General features: G+C 74.1%; 21 protein-coding genes. 10 read left to right on the forward strand and 11 right to left on the reverse strand.

All coding sequences use genetic code 11. The annotated features are described in order from the left end of the window. The first annotated feature begins 123 nt into the window (after positions 1-123). Together AC068A_RS20160 and AC068A_RS20165 are read left to right on the forward strand one after the other, a co-directional pair. Complete coding sequence (locus tag AC068A_RS20160) at positions 124-1260, forward strand: nitric oxide synthase oxygenase (protein ID WP_478586679.1); 1137 nt, start codon at positions 124-126, stop codon at positions 1258-1260. Positions 1261-1392: 132 nt separating this feature from the next. Further along, positions 1393-2424, forward strand: a complete 1032-nt coding sequence (locus tag AC068A_RS20165; RefSeq protein ID WP_478586848.1) for a lactonase family protein — start codon at positions 1393-1395, stop codon at positions 2422-2424. 110 nt (positions 2425-2534) lie between these two features. Here AC068A_RS20165 and AC068A_RS20170 read toward each other — a convergent pair whose 3' ends face one another. The 3 genes from AC068A_RS20170 to AC068A_RS20180 form a co-directional block, all read right to left on the reverse strand. Continuing rightward, positions 2535-3458, reverse strand: coding sequence for a sirohydrochlorin chelatase (locus AC068A_RS20170; RefSeq protein ID WP_478586681.1), 924 nt, complete (start codon positions 3456-3458; stop codon positions 2535-2537). 108 nt (positions 3459-3566) lie between these two features. Further along, positions 3567-4253, reverse strand: coding sequence for a uracil-DNA glycosylase (locus tag AC068A_RS20175; protein WP_478586682.1), 687 nt, complete (start codon positions 4251-4253; stop codon positions 3567-3569). Between the two features lie 63 nt (positions 4254-4316). Continuing rightward, positions 4317-5426: a WD40/YVTN/BNR-like repeat-containing protein gene (locus AC068A_RS20180; protein WP_478586683.1), complete on the reverse strand. Its 1110-nt coding sequence runs from the start codon at positions 5424-5426 to the stop codon at positions 4317-4319. 222 nt (positions 5427-5648) lie between these two features. On the opposite strand from AC068A_RS20180, the gene AC068A_RS20185 reads away from it, so the two are divergent. After that, entirely contained in the window at positions 5649-7049 is a 1401-nt protein-coding gene (locus AC068A_RS20185; protein WP_478586685.1) for a wax ester/triacylglycerol synthase family O-acyltransferase, read from the forward strand. 106 nt (positions 7050-7155) lie between these two features. On the opposite strand, the gene AC068A_RS20190 is transcribed toward AC068A_RS20185, so the two are convergent. Together AC068A_RS20190 and AC068A_RS20195 are read right to left on the reverse strand one after the other, a co-directional pair. After that, positions 7156-8541, reverse strand: a complete 1386-nt coding sequence (locus AC068A_RS20190; RefSeq protein ID WP_478586686.1) for an FAD-dependent oxidoreductase — start codon at positions 8539-8541, stop codon at positions 7156-7158. A 53-nt stretch (positions 8542-8594) separates the two neighbouring features. After that, the gene (locus tag AC068A_RS20195) at positions 8595-9302 is read right to left on the reverse strand and encodes a DUF305 domain-containing protein (protein ID WP_478586687.1); all 708 of its coding nucleotides are present in this window, start codon (positions 9300-9302) and stop codon (positions 8595-8597) included. A gap of 77 nt (positions 9303-9379) precedes the next feature. On the opposite strand from AC068A_RS20195, the gene AC068A_RS20200 reads away from it, so the two are divergent. Both AC068A_RS20200 and AC068A_RS20205 read left to right on the forward strand, forming a co-directional pair. Further along, positions 9380-10879 carry an LVIVD repeat-containing protein gene (locus AC068A_RS20200; protein WP_478586689.1) on the forward strand — a complete coding sequence of 500 codons (1500 nt, stop codon included), beginning with the start codon at positions 9380-9382 and terminating at the stop codon, positions 10877-10879. Positions 10880-10981: 102 nt separating this feature from the next. Further along, a complete protein-coding gene (locus tag AC068A_RS20205) occupies positions 10982-12610 on the forward strand; it encodes an MFS transporter (RefSeq protein ID WP_478586690.1) in 1629 nt (542 codons plus the stop codon). Positions 12611-12652: 42 nt separating this feature from the next. On the opposite strand, the gene AC068A_RS20210 is transcribed toward AC068A_RS20205, so the two are convergent. The 4 genes from AC068A_RS20210 to AC068A_RS20225 all read right to left on the reverse strand — a co-directional run bounded on the left by AC068A_RS20210 (position 12653) and on the right by AC068A_RS20225 (position 15803). Further along, on the reverse strand, positions 12653-13285 hold the full coding sequence (locus tag AC068A_RS20210) for a TetR/AcrR family transcriptional regulator (RefSeq protein WP_478586692.1): 633 nt from the start codon (positions 13283-13285) through the stop codon (positions 12653-12655). Between the two features lie 102 nt (positions 13286-13387). After that, positions 13388-14035, reverse strand: coding sequence for a phosphatase PAP2 family protein (locus AC068A_RS20215; protein WP_478586694.1), 648 nt, complete (start codon positions 14033-14035; stop codon positions 13388-13390). Between the two features lie 104 nt (positions 14036-14139). After that, entirely contained in the window at positions 14140-15078 is a 939-nt protein-coding gene (locus tag AC068A_RS20220; protein ID WP_478586695.1) for a M56 family metallopeptidase, read from the reverse strand. A 125-nt stretch (positions 15079-15203) separates the two neighbouring features. Further along, on the reverse strand, positions 15204-15803 hold the full coding sequence (locus AC068A_RS20225) for a DUF5134 domain-containing protein (RefSeq protein ID WP_478586696.1): 600 nt from the start codon (positions 15801-15803) through the stop codon (positions 15204-15206). A 153-nt stretch (positions 15804-15956) separates the two neighbouring features. On the opposite strand from AC068A_RS20225, the gene AC068A_RS20230 reads away from it, so the two are divergent. Next, positions 15957-16499, forward strand: a complete 543-nt coding sequence (locus AC068A_RS20230; protein ID WP_478586697.1) for a GNAT family N-acetyltransferase — start codon at positions 15957-15959, stop codon at positions 16497-16499. An 83-nt stretch (positions 16500-16582) separates the two neighbouring features. Here the strand turns inward: AC068A_RS20230 and AC068A_RS20235 are convergent, their stop codons facing one another. After that, positions 16583-17275, reverse strand: a complete 693-nt coding sequence (locus AC068A_RS20235; RefSeq protein WP_478586699.1) for a glycerophosphodiester phosphodiesterase — start codon at positions 17273-17275, stop codon at positions 16583-16585. Between the two features lie 382 nt (positions 17276-17657). Between AC068A_RS20235 and AC068A_RS20240 the strand changes: the two genes are divergently transcribed. From AC068A_RS20240 to AC068A_RS20255, 4 genes are all read left to right on the forward strand, one after another. Beyond that, positions 17658-19064, forward strand: a complete 1407-nt coding sequence (locus AC068A_RS20240) for a DUF6421 family protein (RefSeq protein ID WP_478586701.1) — start codon at positions 17658-17660, stop codon at positions 19062-19064. A gap of 26 nt (positions 19065-19090) precedes the next feature. Continuing rightward, on the forward strand, positions 19091-19861 hold the full coding sequence (locus tag AC068A_RS20245; protein ID WP_478586703.1) for an SDR family NAD(P)-dependent oxidoreductase: 771 nt from the start codon (positions 19091-19093) through the stop codon (positions 19859-19861). Then, the gene (locus AC068A_RS20250; RefSeq protein ID WP_478586704.1) at positions 19858-20919 is read left to right on the forward strand and encodes a threonine aldolase family protein; all 1062 of its coding nucleotides are present in this window, start codon (positions 19858-19860) and stop codon (positions 20917-20919) included. The genes AC068A_RS20245 and AC068A_RS20250 overlap by 4 nt, the downstream gene beginning before the upstream one ends. A gap of 89 nt (positions 20920-21008) precedes the next feature. Then, on the forward strand, positions 21009-21608 hold the full coding sequence (locus AC068A_RS20255) for a transglutaminase-like domain-containing protein (protein WP_478586706.1): 600 nt from the start codon (positions 21009-21011) through the stop codon (positions 21606-21608). Here the strand turns inward: AC068A_RS20255 and AC068A_RS20260 are convergent. Then, positions 21544-22794 (reverse strand): MFS transporter, encoded by a 1251-nt coding sequence (locus AC068A_RS20260; protein WP_478586708.1) that lies wholly within the window; start codon positions 22792-22794, stop codon positions 21544-21546. The genes AC068A_RS20255 and AC068A_RS20260 overlap by 65 nt on opposite strands. Positions 22795-22844 lie beyond the last annotated feature (50 nt).

Consider the following 22844-nt stretch of genomic DNA (forward strand, 5'->3'; position numbering starts at 1 on the left):
GTGTTTCGGCCACTCGTGCCGTCACCCGGTTGACCTGCGGCATGTACAACGGGTGATTGTTCACCGCACATTCATGCGGCATGTACAGGGTGGATCTGTCCGGACAGGGGGTAACGGCCCGGGATGGAAATACTTCGGGAACGCTCGACCACCGACCAGGTGCGGCAAGCGGCAGAGGAGTTCGTCCTGCTCTTCCATCGGGAGAATCCGCAGGCGGGGGACCCGCGCCGACGGCTCGCAGACGTGCGGGCCGAACTCGCGGACACCGGAACCTACCGGCACACCGCGCAGGAGCTGGCCCACGGGGCCCGGGTCGCCTGGCGCAACAGCAACCGCTGCATAGGCCGGCTCTACTGGAACTCGCTGCGGGTCCGCGACCGCCGCGAGCTGACCGACGCCGACGCGATCGCCGCCGAATGCTTCCAGCACCTGCGCGAGGCCACCAACGGCGGCAGGGTCAGACCCACCATCACGGTCTTCGCCCCGGACGCCCCGGACCGTCCCGGCCCGCTGATCTGGAGCGAGCAGCTGATCCGGTACGCCGGCTACGGCGACCACCCGTCGGTCACCGTCGGCGACGCCCGCAACGCCCCGCTCACCAGCGCCCTCCTCGCCCTCGGCTGGAGCAGCGGCGCTGGCACCCCCTTCGACCTGCTGCCGCTGGTCGTCCAGGGGGTCGACGACAAGCCCCGCTGGTTCGACACCCCCGCCGACGCCGTGACGGAGGTGCCGATCGAGCACCCGGACGACCCCGGCTGGGCGGACTGGGGGCTGCGCTGGCACGCCGTTCCGGCCATTTCCAACATGTGCCTGGAGATCGGCGGGATCCACTACCCGGCCGCGCCGTTCAACGGCTGGTACATGGGCACCGAGATCGGCGCGCGCAACCTCGCGGACACCGACCGGTACAACCTCCTCCCGGCCGTCGGCCGCCGGCTGGGCCTCGACACCTCCAGCGACCGCTCCCTGTGGAAGGACCGCGCCCTGGTCGAGCTCAACCGGGCCGTGCTGCACTCCTTCGACCGGGCGGGGGTCACCATCGCCGACCACCACAGCGAGTCCCGGCGGTTCCTCGCCCACATGGCGCGCGAGGAGCGCAAGGGGCGGGACGTGGGGGCGGACTGGTCCTGGATCGTGCCGCCGATCTCGGGCGCCGCGACCCCGGTCTTCCACCGCACGTACGAGGACCGGCCCAGCGCGACGACGTACGTGCACCACGTCGGTGCCGTGGAACGCGCCCAAGGCCGGGATTTGGTCTAGACCTTCTGCTACGGTCGCTCCGGACGGATCAGGAACGGCGGAGAGGGGCACCCCGTGAGCGGCGCGGACGGCGCTCAGGGCACGCACGGTGCGCAGGGCGCGCACGGTGCTGCACGGTCCGGCGGCCGCGCACTGCGCGTCCATATCGGCTCGTTCACCTCGGGAGGCGGCCGCGGCATCACCACCGCGGCCGTCGACCCGCACACCGGAGCACTGACCCTCCTCTCCGCCACCGACGAGCTCGCCGACCCCTCCTACCTGGCCTTCGACCACGGCACCGGCCTGCTGTACGCCGTGAGCGAGACCCGGCAGGGCGCGGTCGGCGCCTTCCGGCCCACCGGCGGGGGCCTCACCGCCCTCGGCCCCGCCGTCCCGGTCGATGGCTGCGGCCCCACCCACCTCAGCGTCGCCGGGCGCCGGCTGCTGACCGCCAACTACACCTCCGGCAGCGTCAGCAGCCTCCCCATCGCCGCCGACGGCAGCCTGGGCGGACCCGCCCGGGTCCTCGTCCACCGGGGCAGCGGGCCCGACGCGAGCCGCCAGGAACGGCCGCACGCCCACCAGGTCCTGCCCGACCCCGCCGGCCGCTGGGTACTGAGCGTCGACCTCGGCACCGACTCGGTGCGGGTCTGCGCAGCGGACGAGGCCGACGGGGCGCTCCGGCTGCACGCCGAGACCGCCCTGCGGCCCGGGTCGGGGCCGCGCCACCTCGCCTTCCACCCGGACGGCAGGACGGTCTACGTGCTGCACGAGCTGGAGCCGCAGCTGACCGTCTGCCGCTGGGATCCGGGGTCCGGTCGGCTGGAGCCGGTCACCGAGGTCCCGCTCGCCTCCACGGGCCTTCCGGAGGGCGTACGGGCCCACCCCTCGGCCGTGGTGGCCTCGCCCGACGGGTCCACCGTCTGGGCCGCGGTGCGCGGCACCGACACCATCGCCACCCTCTCGCTCGCCGACGGGGCCGAGGGGCCCCGGCTCACCGGCAGCGTGCCCTGCGGCGGCAGCCGGCCGCGCGATCTGGCCGCCGACCCCTCGGGGCGCCGGCTGTACGCGGCCAATGAGCACTCCGGGGACGTCACCTGGTTCGAGGTGGACCGGCGGACCGGCCACCCCCGCCGGGCCGGTTCGGTGGCCGTCCCGGCGGCCGCCTGCGTGGTCTTCGGCTGACCGGGACGCGTGCCGCCGTGCCGCCGGGGCGCCGGCCGCGGCCCGGAAGACGCGAGGGCCCGCCCCCGGAGTGCGGGAGCGGGCCCTGGTACGGAACGGGTGGAACCGGGTCAGTGGGCGCCGGGTGTGCCCTGGTTGATCCCGACGGCCGCGGCGTACTGGGTCACGACGAGCTTGCCCAGCGCGCCGTACGCGCCCAGCACCTCGGCGGCCGCGCAGTCGGCCTCCTTGGCCGCCGTGTCCAGCAGCCCCTCGGCGGCCTCCGGGCCGATCAGGTACGGCGCCAGCGCGAGCTGCGTCGAACCCTCGCTGCGCAGCTGCTCGGCGACCGCGGCCACCGAGCCCTCCTGGTCCAGCGCGGCGGCCTTGACCGGCACCGCGAGGCGGGCGGCCAGCAGCATGCCGGTCACCCCGGCGACCTGCACGGCCTCCTCGCCGCCGGTGGTGGCCACGATGATGCCGTCGGCGGCGGTGGTCACGGTGAACAGGCGCGCCCGGTCGGCACGGGCCAGGCCGGCCTCCGACAGGCGCACGTGCAGGCCTTCGGCGAGCAGCGGGTGCGGGCCGAGCACCTCGGCCAGCTCCACGGCGGCCGAGGAGTCCATCACGGCCTGGCGGATCCGGCGCAGCAGGTCGGCGTCCGGGCCGGCCAGCAGCGGCACCACCACGGCGTCCGGGCCGGTCGGCTCGGGCACCTCGTGCCCGGCGGAGCGGGCGAACTCGGCGCGCGCGACCCGCTCGGCCGCGACCGCGCTCAGCACGGTCGACAGCGACGGGAACTCGGCGGCCTCGTCGCCCTCACCCTCGAGGAAGCCGATACGGGCCTCCAGACCGGGCAGCTCGGAGCGGCCGATGCTGATGATCTCTTCCGCGAGACCGCGCGACGCGGCCGAAGGAGCGCCGGGCACGGCGAGCACCAGTGCGGGTGCTCCCTCGGGGGCCACCGCGGGCTCGGGCCGGCGGTGGCGTCCGGTCTGGCGGGGTCGCGGCATTCGTACGGGCAGGCCATTTGCGGGCCCAGTGGGGGAGCTCATGGCGCCGCATGCTACTGGCTTATCGGAACAAGGTGTTCGGTCAGGGTCCACCCGGGCGGCATCTGTCCGTATTTATCCGATGAATGTCGTATACGGTTCAACCGAACATCAACCGGCGGAGGGAAGTCCCCAGTCCACCGGCTGCGCCCCCTGGCCGACCAGGAGGTCGTTGGTCCTGCTGAACGGCCTGGAGCCGAAGAACCCGTTGTCGGCGGACATGGGGGAGGGGTGGACCGACTCCACGGCCGGCAACTCGCCCAGCAGCGGCCGCAGATTGCGCGCGGGGCGGCCCCACAGGATCGACACCAGCGGCTTGCCGCGCGCCGCGAGCGCCCGGATCGCCTGCTCGGTGACCGCCTCCCAGCCCTTGCCCTGGTGGGCGTTGGTCTTACGCGGGGCCGTGGTGAGCGAGCGGTTGAGCAGCAGCACGCCCTGGCGGGCCCACGGGGTCAGGTCGCCGTTGGCGGGGCGCGGCACGCCGAGGTCGGTGTGGAGCTCCCGGAAGATGTTCTCCAGGCTCGGCGGCAGCGGGCGCACGTCGGGCGCCACCGAGAAGGACAGGCCCATCGCGTGCCCCGGGGTGGGGTACGGGTCCTGCCCGACGATCAGCACCTTCACCTCGTCGAAGGGCTGCTGGAACGCGCGCAGGACGTTCGCCCCGGACGGGAGGTAGGTTCTGCCCGCCGCGATCTCGGCGCGCAGGAAGTCGCCCATCACGGCGATCTGCGCCGCCACCGGCTCCAGAGCACGGGCCCAGCCCGGCTCGACGATCTCGTTCAACGGTCGTGCTGCCACGGGGAGTCACTCTACTGGCCGAATCGGCGGCCCGGCACCGCCGCCCCGGCCGCACGCCCCGTCTCAACCGGCCGCGCCGCCTTGGCCGTCCAGCACCGCCGCCCGTACGCACAGCACGTCCGGCAGGTGCTCGGCGAGCAGCCGCCAGCTCTCCCCGTCGTCGTCGCTGGCGTACAGCTCGCCGTTGCGGTTGCCGAAGTAGATGCCGGCCGGGTCGGCGTCGTCCGTGCACAGGGCGTCGCGCAGCACGGTGCCGTAGTGGTCGCCGTCCGGGAGCCCGCGGGTGAGCGGCTGCCAGGTGGCGCCCGCGTCCCGGGTGCGGAAGACCCGGCACCGGTGCTCGGCGGGGACCCGGTCGGAGTCGGCGTTGAGCGGGAAGACGTACGCGGTGCCGGGGCGGTGCGGGTGCGCGGCCACGGCGAAGCCGAAGTCGGACGGCAGACCGCCGCCGATGTCGGTCCACTGCCCGCCGGCGTCGTCGCTGCGGTACACCCCCCAGTGGTTCTGGAGGTACAGCCGGCTCCGGTCCCCGGCGTCCTGGACGACCTTGTGCACGCACTGGCCGAATTCCGGATGCCGGTCCGGCAGGAACACCGCCGAGACACCGTGGTTGGCCGGGGCCCAGCTGGCACCGCCGTCCAGGGTGCGGAACACCCCCGCCGTGGACACCGCCACCGTCACCGCGTCCGGGTCCGCCGGGTCGGTGAGCACCGTGTGCAGCCCCTCGCCCCCGCCGCCCGGCATCCAGCTCCTGCGGGTCGGGTGCTCCCACAGTGCGCGGACCAGCTCGAAGGACCTGCCGCGGTCCCTCGAGCGGAACAGGGCGGCGGGCTCGGTGCCCGCGTACACCACGTCCGGCGCCTCGGGCCCGGCCGGGTGCAGCTGCCAGACCCGCTCCAGCGAGGCCCCGGTGTCCCGGGGGAAGCGCACCGCGGGCTCGGCCGGCTCCTGCCAGCTCGCCCCCAGGTCGTCCGAGGTGAACACCGACGGCCCCCAGTGCGAGCTGTCCCCGGCGACGAGCAGCCGGGGCACCGGGCCGCGCCGGTCGATCGCGGCCGCGTACACCGCCTGGGCGTTGAAGTGCGGCCCGTCGAGCCGCCACGGACCGCCGGCCTCCCGGCGGCCGATGAAGAGCCCCTTGCGCGTCCCCGCGAGGAGCAGCACCTCTGCCATCGCCGACACCTCCGACTTCTCCGACCGCCGTCCCGGTCGTCGTGCCGATCGTCTTCCGGACAGTCTGCACCCGCCCGCCGACAACGGCCCGGCGGCCGCACCGCGGCCCTGTCCGGCTGATCGGCATCGACCGGCAGGTGCGTGAAAAGTGTGGCTACTTGATCGCAGGAGGGCGAAAGGGGTTGACTTCCAGCCTCAGCCACTGCTCGCGAGAGGCACTACGTGGTCACAGAGCACCTTTCCCCGCTCGACCTCGCCTTCTGGCGGATCGAATCCGCCGACCACCCCATGCATCTGGGCGCCCTCGCGGTCTTCGAGGCCGCCGCGCAGGACTCCGGGCCCGGCCCCCGACCGGGCTCCGGCCGGGGCCGGGGCCGGGGCCGGGGCCCCGGCTCCGGGAAGGACCCCGAACCCGACGCGGCGACCCGTGCCGCCGCGCTCCTCACCACCCGCTGCACGCGCGTGCCCGGCCTGCGCCGCCGGATCCACGACGTGCTGCTGCCGGTCGGGGCGGCCGCCTGGGCGCCCGACGCGGACTTCGACCCGGCCCGGCACGTGTTCCTCGTCCGCACCACGGACCCGCGGGCCGCGGCCGGACCGCTGATGGCCCGGCCGCTCGACCGGGACCGGCCGCCCTGGGAGGCGCACGTCCTGGCCGGGCCCGACCCGCGCTCCTTCGCCGTCCTGTTCAAGTTCCACCACGCCCTCGCCGACGGGCTGGCGGCCCTCGCCCTCGCGGCCACCCTCTTCGACGAGGGCCCGACCGTACGCGGGCCCGCGCGCCCGCAGCCCGAACCACCGGCTCCCCGCCCAGCCCTGCGCGAACTCCCCGGCCTCCTGGCCGCCCGCATCCAGGGCGTCGGGCAGGCCCTGGAGATCGGCGCGGCCATGGCCCGCTCCGGCCTTCCCCTCGCCGTCCCGGCCGCCCTGACCGCGGGCGCCGGCGGGACCGGCACGCGCGCCGTCGCCGGCCTCGCCCTCGCGCTGGACGACGTCAACCGCATCCGCAAGGTCGCCGGCGGCACCGTCAACGACGTACTGATCACCCTGGTCGCGGGCGGTCTGCGGCGCTGGCTCACCGACCGCGGCGACACCGTGCCCGAGGGGCCCGGCCCGCGCGCCCTGCTACCGGTGTCCCGCCGCAGGCCCGGCGCCGACGCGCGGTACGGCAACCGGCTCTCCGGCTACCTGCTGCGGCTCCCGATCGAGGAGCCGGACCCGCTGCGCCGACTGGAGCGGGTACGGACCGGAATGGACCGCAACAAGGAGGCCGGGTCCGCGCGGGGCGCCGGGGCCGTCGCCCTGCTCGCCGACCACGTCCACCCGCTCGGCCACCGGCTGGGCGGTCCGCTGGTCGCCCAGGCGGCCCGGCTGCTCTTCGACATCCTGGTCACCAGCGTCCCGCTGCCCGGCTTCACCTTCACCCTCGGCGGCAGCCGGGTCCGGGAGGTCTACCCGCTGGCCCCGCTGGCCCGCGGACACGCCCTCGCCGTTGCCGTGTCCACGTACAAGGACACGGTCCACTACGGGCTGGTCGCCGACGCGGCCGCCGTACCGGACCTGGCCGCCCTCGCGGAGGCCCTTCAGGAGGAGCTCGACGTGCTCGTCCGGGAGGTCTCGTAGCCGGCCGGCCCCGCGCACGGCCCGCCCCGGGACGGACCGTCCCGGGCCCGGCCCGCCGCGCGCTGTGCGGGCCGGCCGCAGGACGTGAGCCGTCGGCTTCGGCAGGTCAGCCGGCGGCGCCCGCACCGGCGCCGGCCGCGCCCAGCAGCCCGGCCCAGTCCGGGATCTTCACCGAGTGCCGGCCCAGCGAATGCCCCAGCTCGGCCTCGGCCGCCTCGATCGCCAGCCAGCCCGGCCACTCCACCGGACGCAGCCCGGCCGCCCGCAGCTGCTCCAGCGGGTCGTCCGGCAGGTCCCGCCGGGCCAGCGCGCCTGCGTCCTGGAGCAGGGAGGAGGCCGTCTCCTTCGCGCAGGGCCGGTTGGTGCCGATCACGCCGGTCGGGCCGCGTTTGATCCAGCCCGCCACGTACTCGCCGACCGAGGCCCGGCCCGCGCGCACCACCCGGCCCGCCGCGTGCGGGACGGTGGCGGTCGCCGGGTCGAAGGGCAGGCCGGGCAGCGGAACGCCCTGGTAGCCCACCGAGCGCAGCACCAGCTGCGCCTCGACGTCCTCGTACACGCCGGTTCCGGTCACCCCGCCGCGGCCGTCCGGGGCCGTCCGCTCGAAGCGCACCGCGGCGACCCGGCCGTCGGGGCCGCCGAGCACCTCGAACGGGCGCAGGTAGAAGCGGAGCGCGATCCGCCGCCCCGCGTCATCCGCGGGACCGGTGTCCTGCTCCGCCCAGCCCCGCAGCACCTCCAGGTTGCGCCGAGCCACCGCGGGCAGAGCGGCGGCAGCGGCCGGACCGCCCGCGTACGCGGGGTCGATCGCCAGCTCGGCCCGGTCCACCCGGACGGCCACCCCGGGCAGCGTGCCCAGCTCCCGCAGCTCCTTGGTGGTGAACTTGCCCTGCGAGGGGCCGCGCCGGGCCACCATCGCCACCGAGCGCACGCCGCTGTCCGCGAGCACGCCGAGCGCCGGCTGCGGCATGTCGGTGGGCGCGAGCTCCGGCTCGCCGCGGGCCAGCATCCGCGTCACGTCCACGGCCACGTTGCCCGCCCCGACGACCACCGCCGAGCGGACCCCGGACAGGTCGAAGCCCTCGCCCGCCGCGTCCGGGTGCCCGCTGTACCAGGCCACGAAGGCCGTCGCGGAACGCACCCCGGCCAGCTCCTCGCCGGGGATGCCGAGCAGCCGGTCGCGCGCGGCGCCCACGCAGTACACCACCGCGTGGTACAGCTCCAGCATCCGCTCGGTGGGCAGCTGCGCCCCGCCGACCTCGACGTTGCCGAGGAAGCGGATCCGCTCGTCCTCCAGGACCGTGCGCAGGTTCCCCTGAAGCGATTTGATCTTCTCGTGGTCGGGGGCCACCCCGTACCGCACGAGCCCGTACGGCGCCGGCAGCCGGTCCAGTACGTCGACGCGTACGCCCGGCACCTCGCGCTGCTGGACCAGGGTCTGGGCGGCGTAGACCCCGCTCGGGCCCGAACCGACGACGGCGACACGAAGCACTGCGGAACTCCCTCCCGCGGGAACTCCAGCATGGCACCGGGCGGGGCGGGGCGTCAGCCCATCGCGCGCATTCGGTGGATCTCGGCGCTCTGGGTGGCCACGACCTCGTTGGCCATCTCCTCCACGACCGTGTTGTTGCCGCCGGACAGGACCTCGCCGGCCATCTTCAGGGCGCCTTCGTGGTGGGCGGTCATCAGGGTGAGGAAGAGCCGGTCGAAGTCGGCGCCCCGGGCGTTGGCCAGGTCCTTCATCTGCTGCTCGGTCGCCATGCCGGGCATGCCGGGCATGGCGGCGTTGCCGTTGCCGTTGCCGTTGCCGTTGCCGTTGCCGTGGCTGTGGTCGTGGCCGCCCGCGGTCGGGGTCGGGGCGGGCGCGGGGTGCCGGGCCAGCCAGGCCTGCATGACGGCGATCTCGGGCTGCTGGGCGGCCGCGATGCGCTCGGCGAGCCGTTTGACCCCGTCGGCGGAGGCGCGGGTCGGGGCGAGGGCGGTCATGTCGAGGGCCTGCCGGTGGTGTTCGACCATGCGCCGGACGTAGGAGCGGTCGGCCGCGTTGGGGCTGTCGTCCGGCCGGCTGCGGGCGGCTTCGCCGGGGGAGAGGGTGCGGGCCGCCTCGCCCGGCCGGCCGGGGGCGATGACCGGGGGCCCGTCGGCCGCGCCGCCCTCGCCGGGGCCGCCCCGGCAGCCGGCGAGGGCGAGCAGGACTCCCGCGGCGGCGACAGCCCGGATGATTCGACCGGGTAACCCCTTTGCCATGTCCATGGTAAGGACCATACTGCGTGAGTCCTCATTCCGTTCCCGCCCGGAGCGGAATCGACCGGACCTCATGGGAGGCCACAGTGACCTCGCAACACACCAGCGGGCTGCCCCGCAGAAGGCCCGCCGGCCGGCGGGCCCCGGGGGTGCTCGCCGTCGCGGCCGGACTGCTCGCGGCGTTCCTGTCCGCCGGGCCCGCGTCCGCCACCCCCGACCCGGGCGAGTTACTGCCCGGGGGCGACTTCCCGCGCAGCTCGTCCCCCGCCACCGGCCGCGAACCGGCCCCCGGCGACATCCCGGGCCAGGACCAGGTCGTCCACAGCGGCAACATCAAGCCGCTGACCAACATCCCCAGTTCGTTCCCGGACACCGTCAACTCCGACCTGGCCTTCCAGGGCCGGTACGCCTACGCCGGCAACTACAACGGCTTCACGATCTACGACATCGCCGACCCCAAGGCCCCGAAGACCGTCAGCACGGTGCTCTGCCCCGGCGGCCAGAACGACGTCTCGGTCCACGGCGACCTGCTCTTCCTCTCCACCGACTCCTCCCGCAGCGACGACTCCTGCACCAGCGTGTCGCAGCCCGCCACGGAGAAGTCCTCGTGGGAGGGCGTCAAGATTTTCGACATCAAGGACAAGAAGCACCCGAAATACATCAAGTCCGTCGAGACCGCCTGCGGTTCGCACACCCACACGCTGGTGCCGAGCGGCCCCGACATCTACGTCTACGTCGCCTCGTACTCGCCGAACGAGGCCTTCCCGGACTGCCGGCCCCCGCACGACGGCATCTCCGTGATCAAGGTCCCGCGCAAGGCCCCGACCCAAGCGGCCGTCGTCGCCTTCCCCATCCTCTTCCCGGACGGCGGCAACCCGGGCGCGCCCACCAACCCCGGCGTCTCCAAGACCACGGGCTGCCACGACATCACCGTGCTGCCCTCGAGGAAACTGGCCGCGGGCGCCTGTATGGGCGACGGCATCCTCTTCGACATCGCCGACCCCGAGCAGCCGCGGGTCATCGACCGGGTGCAGGACAACGTGAACTTCGCCTTCTGGCACTCGGCGACCTTCAACCAGCGGGCCGACAAGGTGGTGTTCACCGACGAGCTCGGCGGCGGTGGCGGCGCCACCTGCAACGAGGCCACCGGCCCCAACCGGGGAGCCGACGGCATCTACGACATCACCGGCAGCGGCGACCAGCGCAAGCTCGTCTTCCGCAGCTACTTCAAGATCCCGCGCCACCAGGCCGACACCGAGAACTGCGTCGCCCACAACGGCTCCCTGGTCCCGGCACTCGGCCGCGACATCATGGTCCAGGCCTGGTACCAGGGCGGCGTCTCGGTCTGGGACTTCACCGACTCGTCCCGGCCCAAGGAGATCGGCTACTTCGAACGCGGCCCGCTCGCCCCCGGCTCCCTGTCGATCGGCGGCTCCTGGTCGGCGTACTACTACAACGGGCACATCTACTCGAACGACATCGCCAAGGGACTCGACGTGCTCCGGATCGACGACTGGCGCACCGAGAGCGCGAAGTGGGTACGGCTGGACCGGCTCAACGTGCAGACCCAGCCCGAATACCGCTGACCCGGACGGCGTGACGAGCGCTGTCCGGCTTCCGCCTCCAACCGGCTGACACCGGGGCGGGTCGAGGGACCCGTCCCGGTGGGTCGAGGGCAGGATGCGGCCATGGAATCCAACGCCGGAGTCCCCAGGAGTGCGGCGAAGCCGGGGGTCGTACTGCTGACCTTCGCCTCGGGACAGTTCCTGATGGCGCTGGACAGCTCGGTCATGAACGTCTCGATCGCGTCCGTGGCCGAGGACGTGGGCACCACGGTGACCGGGATCCAGGGGGCGATCACCGCCTACACCCTCGTCATGGCGATGTGCATGATCCCCGGAGGCAAGGTCGGCGTGATCATCGGCCGCAAGCGCGCCTTCATGCTCGGCTGCGCCGTCTACGGCTGCGGCTCCCTGACGACCTCGCTCGCCCCCAACCTCACCGTGCTCCTGCTGGGGTGGTCGTTCCTCGAAGGCGTCGGAGCCGCGCTGATCCTGCCCGCGATCGTGGCGCTCGTCGCGGGCAACTTCGCCGCGGAGCGCCGGGCCGCCGCCTACGGACTCGTCGCGGCCGCCGGCGCCGTCGCGATCGCCGTCGGGCCGCTCATCGGCGGACTCGCGACCACCTACTTCTCCTGGCGGTGGGTCTTCGCCGGCGAGGTCGTCCTCGTGCTCGTCATCCTCTTCTTCGCCCGCCGGTTCGCCGACGCCCCGCCCGAGGCCCGGGCCCGCATCGACTTCGCCGGCGCGGCACTGTCCGCGCTCGGCCTCGGCGCCTTCGTGTACGGAATCCTGCGGTCCAGCGAATGGGGCTGGTTCGTCCCCAAGCCCGGCGGGCCCTCCTGGCTCGGCATCTCGCCCACCGTCTGGCTCGTGCTGGCCGGCCTGCTCATCATCCGGATCTTCCTCCACTGGGAGGCCCGCCTCGTCGAACGCCGCCGCGAACCGCTCCTCGACCCCGCCCTGCTCGAGAACCGGCAGCTCACCGGGGGCCTGACCATGTTCTTCTTCCAGTACCTGGTGCAGATGGGCGTGTTCTTCGTCGTACCGCTCTACCTGTCCGTCGCCCTCGGCTTGTCCGCCCTGGCGACCGGCGCCCGGCTCCTGCCGCTGTCGCTGTCCCTGCTCGGCGCCGCGGTGCTCATCCCCAAGCTGCTCCCGCACGCCTCACCGCGGCGGGTGGTCCGCCTCGGCGTGCTGGCCCTGCTCGCCGGCGCCGTGGTGCTCCTCGTCGCGCTCGACGAGGACGCGGGCGCGGAAGTCGTGACCGTGCCGCTCCTGCTGATCGGGCTCGGCGTGGGGGCGCTGGCCTCGCAGCTCGGCGCGGTCACCGTCTCCGCGGTGCTGGACGAGAAGACCGCGGAGGTCGGCGGCGTGCAGAACGCCGTCACCAACCTCGGCTCCTCCATCGGGACGGCACTCGCCGGATCGATCCTCATCGCCGCGCTCACCACCTCGTTCCTGACCGCCGTCCAGGAGAACCCGGCAGTACCCGACGAGGTCGCCGCCCAGGCGGTCGTCCGGCTCGAGAGCGGCGCGCCCTTCCTGTCCGACGCCCAGCTCGAGGACGCCCTGGCCGAAGCCGGCACCAGCCCCGACGTCGCCCAGGCCGCGATGGACGCGAACACCGAGGCGCGGCTCGACGGCCTGCGGGCCGCGCTCGCCGTCCTCGCCCTCACCTCCGTCCTGGCGCTCTTCTTCACCCGGCGGATCCCCGCGCGCCAACCCGCGGCCCCGGCCCCTGCCCCGGCGCCGTAGGAGTGACAGTGGCCGGGGTCGGGGCCAGGCGGCGGGGCCGGCTCACACCGGTGCGAGGCGGAGCGCGCCCTCAGGGGGGCCGCCCTCCGGCGGAACGCCCAGTTCCCAGTCCAGCCCGTAGCGCTGGAACAGCTCGGCCCGCAGCCGCGCCGACGGCATCGGCGCGCCCGGCAGCAGGACCGCCACCACCGCCCCCATCAGCAGCGCCCGCAGCAGCGGATAGTCGGTGTCCACGTCCGCCGAGCCGTACCGCGCCACGGTGTCCCGCAGCAGTGCCGCCAGCCGCTGCTGCTCCGGGCACTGCACGAATCCCTCGGCCTGGAGGATGCCCGCCATGTGCGTCCGCATCAACAGCGGCTCGTCCCGCGCCAGCCCCAGCACCGCGTCGATGGCGCGGGCCAGCCGCTCGCGGCCGTCGTCGGTGCGCGGCTCCCGCTCCAGGGCCGCCTCCAGGGCGCGGTGCATCAGCCGGTGCACGGCCGACTGGAGCAGCTGCCGCTTGCCCGGGAAGTAGTAGGAGACCAGGCCGCGGGCCGTGCCCGCGCGGTCGGCGATGTCGCCGAGGGTCGTGGCCTCGTAGCCCCGCTCGGCCACGAGCTCGACCGTGGCCTGGAGCAGCCGCTCCCGGGAACGTCTGCGCAATTCTTCATTGACCGATGCGCTGCGCGGGGACATGCTTACTCCTGCGTTGACTGGCTTCCAGCCAATATACTCAGCGCACGGGGAGCGCTGCTCTGCGCGACGCGGGGGATCGCGCAGGGCAGTCATGCCCGCATCTCAGGGCGCAGTGGCTTTCGGCCGATTCCGCCGCCGCGGCCAGGCGACCGCCAGAGCCGCCAGGACCACGCCCAGCAGCCAGCCCGCCAGCACGTCCGAGGGCCAGTGGACGCCCAGGTAGACCCGGGTGAAGCCGACCCCGAGCACCGAGACGGCGGCCAGCGCCCACGCCCCCCGCACCCACGCCTTCGGAGCGGACGGCGGCAGCAGCCACAGCAGCATCCCGCACACCGCCGCCGCCGTCATGGCGTGCCCGGAGGGGAAGGCCGCGTAGTGCGCCGCGTCCACCGGGTCCGGCCACAGCGGCCGGTCCCGGCCCACCGCCGCCTTCATCCCCTGCGACACCGCCGCGGCGGCCACCGTGACCGCCGCGACCCGCACGGCGCGCGGCCGGTCGCCCCGGCGCCACAGCCACACGCAGGCCGCCGCCGCGAGGGCGCGCATCGTCCAGGGATCCCAGACCCAGTCGCTGAGTACCCGCATGAGCCCGGTGACCCCGGGCCGGGCGACGGCGCTCGCGTGCAGATCCCGCGTGACGAGGGCGTCGAGGCGCAGGAGCGGCTGCCACCGGGCCGCGACCAGCGCGGCCAAGAGGGCCGCGAGCACCGCGCAGCCGATTCCCACCCGCCACACCCGCCCGCTTCGCATGCGGAAGATCCTTGCACCCCTCCGGTCCGCGGCGGCGCCGCGCCCCGGAGGCGCGCCCCGGCTCGCACCCCTTGCCGTGCCCCGGCCCGGGCTCTGCCGCGCGTTCAGGCGAGGGCGCTCAGCCCGGGTACGAACGCCACCAGCAGGGGAACCGCCGGCACCAGCGTGGCCAGCGCCGTCAGCCGCAGCCGGCGGCCCGGCGACATCCGCGGCGTCGCCGACAGCAGCCGCCGCACCCGCTCCGGGACGTGCGGCTGCGGCGCGGGGGAGGGGCCGAAGACCCCCCGGTCCTCGTTGAGCCCGACCAGCGCGAGGGCGATGGTCAGCCGCCCGTAGCGGCGCGAGGCCACGTCGTCCGCGGCCAGTTCGACGAGCCGGGCGATCTCCGCCTCGAACGCCGCGAACACCGGCACCTGCGGGAAGCCGCCGGCCAGTGCCCGCGAGCAGTGCAGCAGCCAGTCGTGGCGGGCCGCCGCGTGCCCCTGCTCGTGCGCCAGCACGGCGTCCAGCTGGCTGCCCTTCAGCCGGCCGAGCGCGGCCGTGGTCACCACCAGCTGCGGGGCCGCACCCGGCAGCCACCACGCCTCGGGCCGCGGCCCCTCCAGGACCACCAGCCGCGCCCCGGCCGGATCCTCCCCGGGCAGCAGCGGTGCCCGCACCAGCAGTTCGGCGCCCCGCGCCCGCCGCCCGGCCCGGGCCCGCAGCACCTCGCGAGCCAGCCGGAACCCGGTCCACAGCCCGCCGCCCGCCAGCAGCAGTGCGGTGCCGACGGCCCACGGGCCGCCGGTCGGACCCAGGGCGTACGCGTCGACCACCCCGTGCGGGGCGGCCGCGAAGAGCCGGCCCCGAACGGCGTGCCAGGCGGCGGCCGCACTGAGCAGCATCGACAGGGCGAAGCACAGCAGGACCGCACCCACCACGCACTGCCACACCCACAGGGCGACAACGGGTTCACGCTCGGGCCATTCGGCCCTGGCCAGCAGCCGGGGGGCGAGCACCGCGGTCACGGCGCCGAGCAAGAGGAGAACGGCGGGGACCATCATGGCCGCCAGCCTATGAGCGTCGCGCTACCTGCGGGTATGGACTCGGGCGATTGGTGACGCAGGACACGTTTCCCGGCTCCGCACAGGGTGCCGACGGCCCCTGCCCGGAGCATTCCGGCGGCCGGTCACATCCCGAGCAGCATCGCCAACATCCCCATCCCCATGGCGAGTCGGCAGGCCCGTGCCAGCTCCGCCGACCCCGCCGCGCCCCCGTCCGCGCCTGCCGCCGCCCTGTCCGCGACGCCGGCCGGCGGGGCCGCCGGACCAGCCGCCACCAGCCGTGCCCCGCCCAGCAGGACGTATCCCGCGAAGTAGACGAGGAGCACCGCGGTGACGAGCGGCCGGCCCGCCCAGGACTCCGACCAGGCTGCTGCCGAGGCCCCCGCCCCGTTCCCGTGGCCCGAGGCCATCGTCAGCGCCATGTACGCCATCGCCAGCGAACCGACCAGGTGGTGGGTGTGGTGCAGGCCGTCCCGCAACAGCCACAGCGCGTGCAGCGCGGCCCCGCAGAAGACCACCAGCAGGACCTCCGGCCCCCACGGCCCGATGCCCGGCGGCGCGGCCATCACCGCCATCCCGAGGCCCATCAGCGCCTCGCCCGCCGCCGCGCCGCGCGCCCGTCCGCCCGCTCTGCGCACGCGCCCCAGGCAGTACGCGCCGCTCACCGCGCACAGCAGGACGAGCAGCCAGGCGGGGAGGGCGGCAGGAGCAGACCATGAGGACATCGCGGGACCGTGCACGGCGAGAACCCCCGGTTCGACGGCGTCACGGTGAACAGATGCCCCGGCCCACGGGCCCGCACGCGGCGCCGCGTTAGGCTGTCCGGGCAGCACCGGGCATGTCATATGCCGCTGAGCACACAGCAGAACGGAGCCCCGATGTCGACCGCCGCCCAGCCCGCCGCACTGGAATTCCGCAACGCCGTCGAGGCGGACGTGCCGGCCCTCGTGGAGCTCGTCGAGTCGGCGTACCGCGGGGACGCCAGCCGGGCAGGCTGGACCACCGAGGCGGACTTCCTGGAGGGGCAGCGCACCGACCCCGAAGGGGTGCGCGCCGTCATCGAGACCCCCGACGGCACCCTGCTCGTCGTGCAGCGCGGGGGCGAGCTCGTCGCCTGCTGCCAGCTCGAACACCGCGGCGACCACGTGTACTTCGGAATGTTCGCCGTCCGCCCCGGGCTCCAGGGCGCCGGCCTCGGCAAGGAGGTCCTCGCCGAGGCGGAGCGCCGGGCCCGGGAAACCTGGGGCGCCCGGGAGATGCGGATGACGGTGGTGCACATCCGGGAGGAGCTCATCGCCTACTACGAGCGGCGCGGCTACCGCCGCACCGGCGAGCTGAGCCCCTTCCCCTACGGCGACGACCGCTTCGGCGTCCCGCTCCGCGACGACCTGGCCTTCGAACTCCTGGTCAAGGCGCTGTAGGAGCGGTCCACCGACCGGGGACGCCCGGGCCCGGACGCCTCGGCCCCCGGCGCCCCGGCCCGGAACCGTCCGGCCCGGAACCGTCAGGCCGTGAACCGGCCCGTGCTGCGGATCTCGGGCAAGTCGGTGGCCACCCCGTCCAGTTCGAGCGCCCGCGCCAGCCGCAGGTGCTCCAGGGAGTTGGCCGTCCAGCCCGTCACCCGCAGCCCGGCGCGGTGTGCCCGGTCCACCGTCTCCAGGGTGAGCCGCCGCAGGTTCAGGGCGAGCGCCCGCGCCCCCGCGGCGAGGGCCCGGTCCACGATGTCCTCGGCCGCGTCCCCGCCGAGGTCCGAGTGGAGGACGGTCCGCACGCCCGGCGCCAGCCGGGCCGCCTCGGCGAGCACGGCGTCGTGGAACGAGGCCACCTCCACCCGCGCGGTCAGGTCGCGGCCCGCCACCAGCTCCGCCAGCGCCGCGGCGGCGGCCCGGTCCTGGACCGACACCTGCAAGGGGGTCCGTACGGCGTCCAGGACCTCCTCGAAGACCGGGACGCGCTCGCCCTGCCCGGCGTCCAGCCCGCGCAGCTCGTCCAGGGTCAGATCGGCGACGGCGCCCGAGCCGTCGGTGGTCCGGTCGACCTCGGCGTCGTGCAGGACGACGAGCACCCCGTCCTTGCTCAGGCGCAGGTCCAGTGAGATGGCGTCCATGCCGGTACGTTCCGCGCGGACGAACGACCGCAGGGTGTTCTCCGGCTCGACACCCATGACCCCGCGATGACCGATGGTGAGGAAAGTCAAGGTTCTCTCGCTTCCGTCGACGGCGGCTCCCCGCGCGGTCGCGGCGTCCCCGACCCGGCCGCGCGCGGTGAGGACGCATGCTAGTGCGCCCCGGTCGCGATGAGACCGCCCGTGCAGAGCCCCGGATCCGCCCGGTGGCCGGTTCCCGCCGGGGCCCGGTGCCCCGCCCCCCGGCCCGCGACCCGTGCCGCGTCACCCGTGCGTGGGCGCGCCTCCCGGACCTTGACAGGACGGCGAAGCGCTCGCCCGAACGGTGGGCGGCGGGAAGAATTGCGGTTTCGGTGGGGGTACAGCCGAATAATTTCCTGGGCAACCTCTTGAGCGGGACAGCCTCACATGCATACGCTGTCTTTACGTGAGGTTCTCCTGTGGAGGAAGTGACATGACGGAAACTCTTGTGCCGGGTACCGGCGGGGCCGTGATAACCGCCGATGCGCGGGTGGTCGACCACCCGGCGTGGCCCGAGCTCAAGGCCGCCGTGGAGGAGATCCGCCCCTGGCAGTCCAAAGACGGTTCGATCGACTTCGAGGCCGAGGGTGCGCCCTCCGCCGGGCAGGCCGAGGCCGCCGTCGAGCGCGTGGTCGCCGCCGTCGAGCAGCTCTCGCCGCTCCTGCCGCACGCCACCGCCTACCACAAGGCGCTCGTTGCCGACCTGCGCAAGTGGGTCGCGGAGGGCTTCCGCGTGCCGGACTTCCTCGACTCGCTGATGGCCTTCCACCCGGCCGCCGAGCGTGCCGACGGGCTCCAGCACCTCGTCGTCTTCCCCATGTACACGCAAAACGGCAACCCCGACCGCAACTTCGAGGCCGTCGTCCTGAAGATGGTGTGGCCCGAGTGGCTCTCCGAGCTGGAGCGCACCCGGTACGACAACCCGCTGTTCCTCGGCATCACCTTCGAGGACTTCACCCCGGGCTACGACACCCACTCCGCCGTCCTCTTCCCGGAGACCATCGCCGTCCGCGAGGCCCCCGAGCGCTTCACCTGGGGCGGCATCTTCTGCGACCGTGAGGCCGCCCGCTACCGCAAGGTGACCGAGGCCGCCGTCGACATCCTCGGCATCGAGCTGCCCGAGGACATCGCCCGCATGGTCGAGGACCAGGAGCGCTGCGAGAAGGCCTTCGTCCTGTGGGACATGGTCCACGACCGCACGCACAGCCACGGCGACCTGCCGTTCGACCCCTTCATGATCAAGCAGCGCCAGCCGTTCTGGATGTACGGCCTGGAGGAGCTGCGCTGCGACCTCACCGCCTTCAAGGAGGCCGTGAAGCTGGAGGCGGAGGGCAACGAGCACGGCCGTGACGTGCAGTACGCCGTCCTCTTCGACCGGATGTTCCGCTTCCCGGTGTCGGGCGACCGCAACCGCAACTACGACGGTCTCGGCGGCCAGCTGCTCTTCGCGTACCTCCACAAGCACGACGTCGTGCGCTGGACGGACAACAAGCTGAAGATCGACTGGGTGCGCGCCCCGCAGGTCACCAACCAGCTGTGCGCCGAGATCGAGGACCTCTACCGGGCCGGCATCGACCGCCCGAAGCTCGTGCACTGGTTCAAGGCCTACGAGCTGGTCTCCACCTACCTCGCCCCGCACCCGGGCTCCAAGTGGGCGAAGGGCCCCGACGCCCTGGACCTGACGCAGCCTCCGCGCAAGCTCGTGGACGACGTGCTTGCGGACGAGTTTCCGCTCAGCATGTTCTATGAGGCGCTCGCCAAGAAGCTCAAGACCGTGATCGCCTCCTGCAAGGGCATCACCGCCCAGAACTCCGACACGGCCGAGCGGGCCGCCGCGTGAGCACTCGCCCACTGGAGGCTGCACAGATGAACAGCGGAAACGAGACCGGGAACGCCAACGGCAGCCTGAAGGGAGCCGTCGTCGCCGTGGCCGGCGCCGGCGGCCCCGCCGGGCGCGCAGCCCTGCTGCACCTCGCCGAGGCCGGTGCCGTGGTCGTGGCGTCCGACGCCGACCCGGCCCGTCTGGCCGAGGCCGTGGACGCGGCACGCTACGCCCACGGCGGTGCCACCGTCACCGGTGACACGGTGGACCTGCTCGACCTCGACGCCACCAAGGAGTGGGCCGCGCGGACCGAGAAGGAGTTCGGCCGCGTGGACGGCCTCGTCCACCTCGTCGGCGGCTGGCGCGGCAGCGCCTCCTTCACCGACACCGACCTCGGCGACTGGGACTTCCTGGAGAAGCTCCTGATCCGCACCGTCCAGCACACGTCGATCGCCTTCCACGACGCCCTGCTGCGCAGCGACCGGGGCCGCTACGTCCTGGTCAGCCAGTCCGGCGCGCACAAGCCCGTCGCGACCAACGCCGCGTACAACGCCGGCAAGGCGGCCGCCGAGGCGTGGACGCTCGCCATGGCCGACTCCTTCCGCAAGGCGGGGGGCGAGGAGGGCCCGGGCGCCGCAGCTGCGATCCTGGTGATCAAGGCACTGGTGCACGACGCCATGCGCGCGGAGCGCCCCAATGCGAAGTTCGCGGGCTTCACCGACGTCAAGGAGCTGGCCGAGGCCATCGCCGGCGTCTGGGAGCGGCCCGCCATCGATGTGAACGGACAGCGTCTGTGGCTCACTCCGCAACCGTGAAGACCGATGCCCGCCGCCACCACGATCCGGCGGTACGCGGTTTCGCGAGCGACAACTACGCAGGGGTCCACCCGGAGATCCTGGAGGCCCTTGCCCTGGCCAACGGCGGCCACCAGGTGGCCTACGGCGAGGACGAGTACACCGAGCACCTGCAGAAGATCATCCGCAGCCACTTCGGTCCCTACGCGGAGGCCTTCCCGGTCTTCAACGGCACCGGCGCGAACGTCACGGCCCTCCAGGCCATGACCGACCGCTGGGGCGCGGTGATCTGCGCCAAGTCCGCCCACATCAACGTGGACGAGGGCGGCGCACCCGAGCGGATGGCCGGCCTGAAGCTGCTGGCCGTCCCGACCCCGGACGGCAAGCTCACCCCCGAGCTCATCGACCAGGAGGCCTGGGGCTTCGAGGACGAGCACCGGGCGATGCCGCAGGTCGTGTCGATCACCCAGAACACCGAGCTCGGCACGGTCTACACCCCGGACGAGATCCGGGCGATCTGCGAGCACGCCCACTCGCTCGGCATGAAGGTCCACCTCGACGGCGCCCGCATAGCCAACGCCGCGGCCTCGCTCGACGTGCCGATGCGCACGTTCACCAACGCGGTGGGCGTCGACGTGCTCTCGTACGGCGGCACCAAGAACGGCATGATGTTCGGCGAGGCCGTGGTCGTGGTCAACCCGGACGCGGTCCGGCAGATGAAGCACATCCGCAAGATGTCGATGCAGCTCGCATCGAAGATGCGCTTCGTCTCCGTCCAGCTCGAGGCGCTGCTCGCCAAGGACCTGTGGCTGCGCAACGCCCGGCACGCCAACGAGATGGCGCGGCGGCTCGCCGCAGGGGTGCGCGCGACCGACGGCGTGGAGATCCTCTACCCGGTGCAGGCGAACGCGGTGTTCGCGAAGCTGCCGCACGAGGTGTCGCGGCGGCTCCAGCAGCGCTACCGCTTCTACTTCTGGGACGAGGCCGCCGGCCACGTCCGCTGGATGTGCGGCTTCGACACCACGGAGGAGGACGTCGACGGCTTCCTCCAGGCGCTGAAGGAGGAGCTGGCCCACTAGCCGGCCCAGCCAACCCCCGACCTGAATAGATATACCCCCGACCGCAAATTCATTGATTTGCGGTCGGGGGTATGCCTATGCTCCGGATCATGCAGCCGATCCCGAACGACCCGGATCCCGACGCCTATTTGGCGGCGGACGAGGTCATCGACCATGAACACCCGCTCGTCCAGGAAACCGCCGACGCCCTCTGGGCCGCCACCGGCAACGCATACTCATACGCCGCCGTGGCCTACGAGTTCGTCCGCGACACCATCCCGCACTCCGCCGACTCCGGCGACCTGCGCGTCTCCTGGCGCGCCTCGGATGTGCTCGCCACCCGCAACGGCATCTGCCACGCCAAAGCCCACGCCCTCGTCGCCCTGCTGCGCGCCCGTGCCATCCCGGCCGGCCTGTGCTACCAGCGCCTCACCGAGGACGACGGTTCCGAGCCCCTGGTCCACGGCCTGATCGCCCTCCGGCTGCCCGGCACCGCAGCCTGGGCCCGCCAGGACCCGCGCGGCAACAGACCGGGCATCGACGCCCGCTTCTCGCTGGGCGCCGAACGGCTCGCCTTCCCCGTGCGCCCGGAGCTCGGCGAGGCCGACTACCCCGAGCTGTACGCCGCCCCGCACCCGGCGGTGCTCACGGCGCTCCGGGAGTCCGCCGATCGGCCGCAGCTGTGGCGGAACCTGCCGGAAGCCCTGTAACGGCGGCCGCGCCCGCCCCGGCGCCGCGCGGCGACACCAGCAGGTGCAGCAGGGCCGACGCGAGGACCAGTACGGCGACCCCGCACAGCAGCAGCTGCGGCGGCGCGTCGGCCGCCAGCCCCACGAGGGCGGCGCCGGCCGAGGCCGCGGTCATCTTGAGCCCCGCCCCCACGGTGAACACCTGCGTCCGCACCGCGCCCGGCGCGTGGTCCGCCCGGATCCGCAGCGTGGCCGTCAGCAGCGGCCCGTCGCACACCCCGGCCGCCGCGAACAGCACCGCCCCGACGGCCACGGACGGGGAGAACGCGGCCGCGCCCAGCGCCACCCCGGTGCCCGCCATCGCCCAGCGTGCCAGCCGCCCCGGGTCCACCCCCGTGAGCCGGCCCAGCGTCAGCGAGCCCGTCAGCGCACCCACCGCGAACGCCGTCATCAGCACGCCCCCGGCGCCCGGACTGCCGAGCCGCCCGGCCAGCAGCACCGAGGTGGTGGTGAGGGATCCCAGCCCGACGAAGGCCAGCGTGGTCGCCGAGGTGATCGCCCGCAGTTCCCGGATCCGCCACAGCGCCGCCAGCCCGCCCCCCAGCCCCGCCCGGGCCCGCTCGGCCCCGGCCGGCGCCCCCGCCGGGGCGGCCCCGCCGAACGGGAGGGTCGCGGCCAGCGCCGCCGCGAGCGCGCCGGCCAGCGCGAGCACCGCCATCGCCGGCGCCGCCGAACCGGCCGCCGTGACCAGGCCGACCGCAGCCGGAGCCGTCACCGCCGCCGCGTTGTACGTGGTCGAGTCCCAGCCGTACGCCCGGTCGCGCCGCGCCCCCGCCGGCACCAGCACGGCGACCAGGCTGGACATCCCGCCCGTCACCATCGGCCCGCAGCTGCCGCCGAGCACCGCCACCGCGAGCACCGCCGGCAGCGGCGCCCGCCCCAGCAGCACGGCCAGCACCGCCGCCGCGGACGTGAACCCGGCCAGCGCGCCGACGTGGAAGAGCCGCGGCCGCCTGGCCCGGCCCGCGGCCGCTCCGGCCAGCGGGGCCGCCGCCACGTGCGGGGCCAGCCATGCCGTCAGGACGAACGCCCCGTACGCGGCGCTCCCGGTGCGCTCCAGCGCGAGCAGGACCACCGCCAGACTCATGCCCTCCGAGGCGAAGCGCGCGGCCAGCGCCGCCGCCAGGTACCGCCCGAACCCGCCCATTCCGGACCCTCCCCCAGTCGGGTAACGTGATGACCGCGCAAGACGTTACG

The sequence above is a fragment of the Streptomyces sp. NPDC043854 genome (assembly GCF_056436005.1).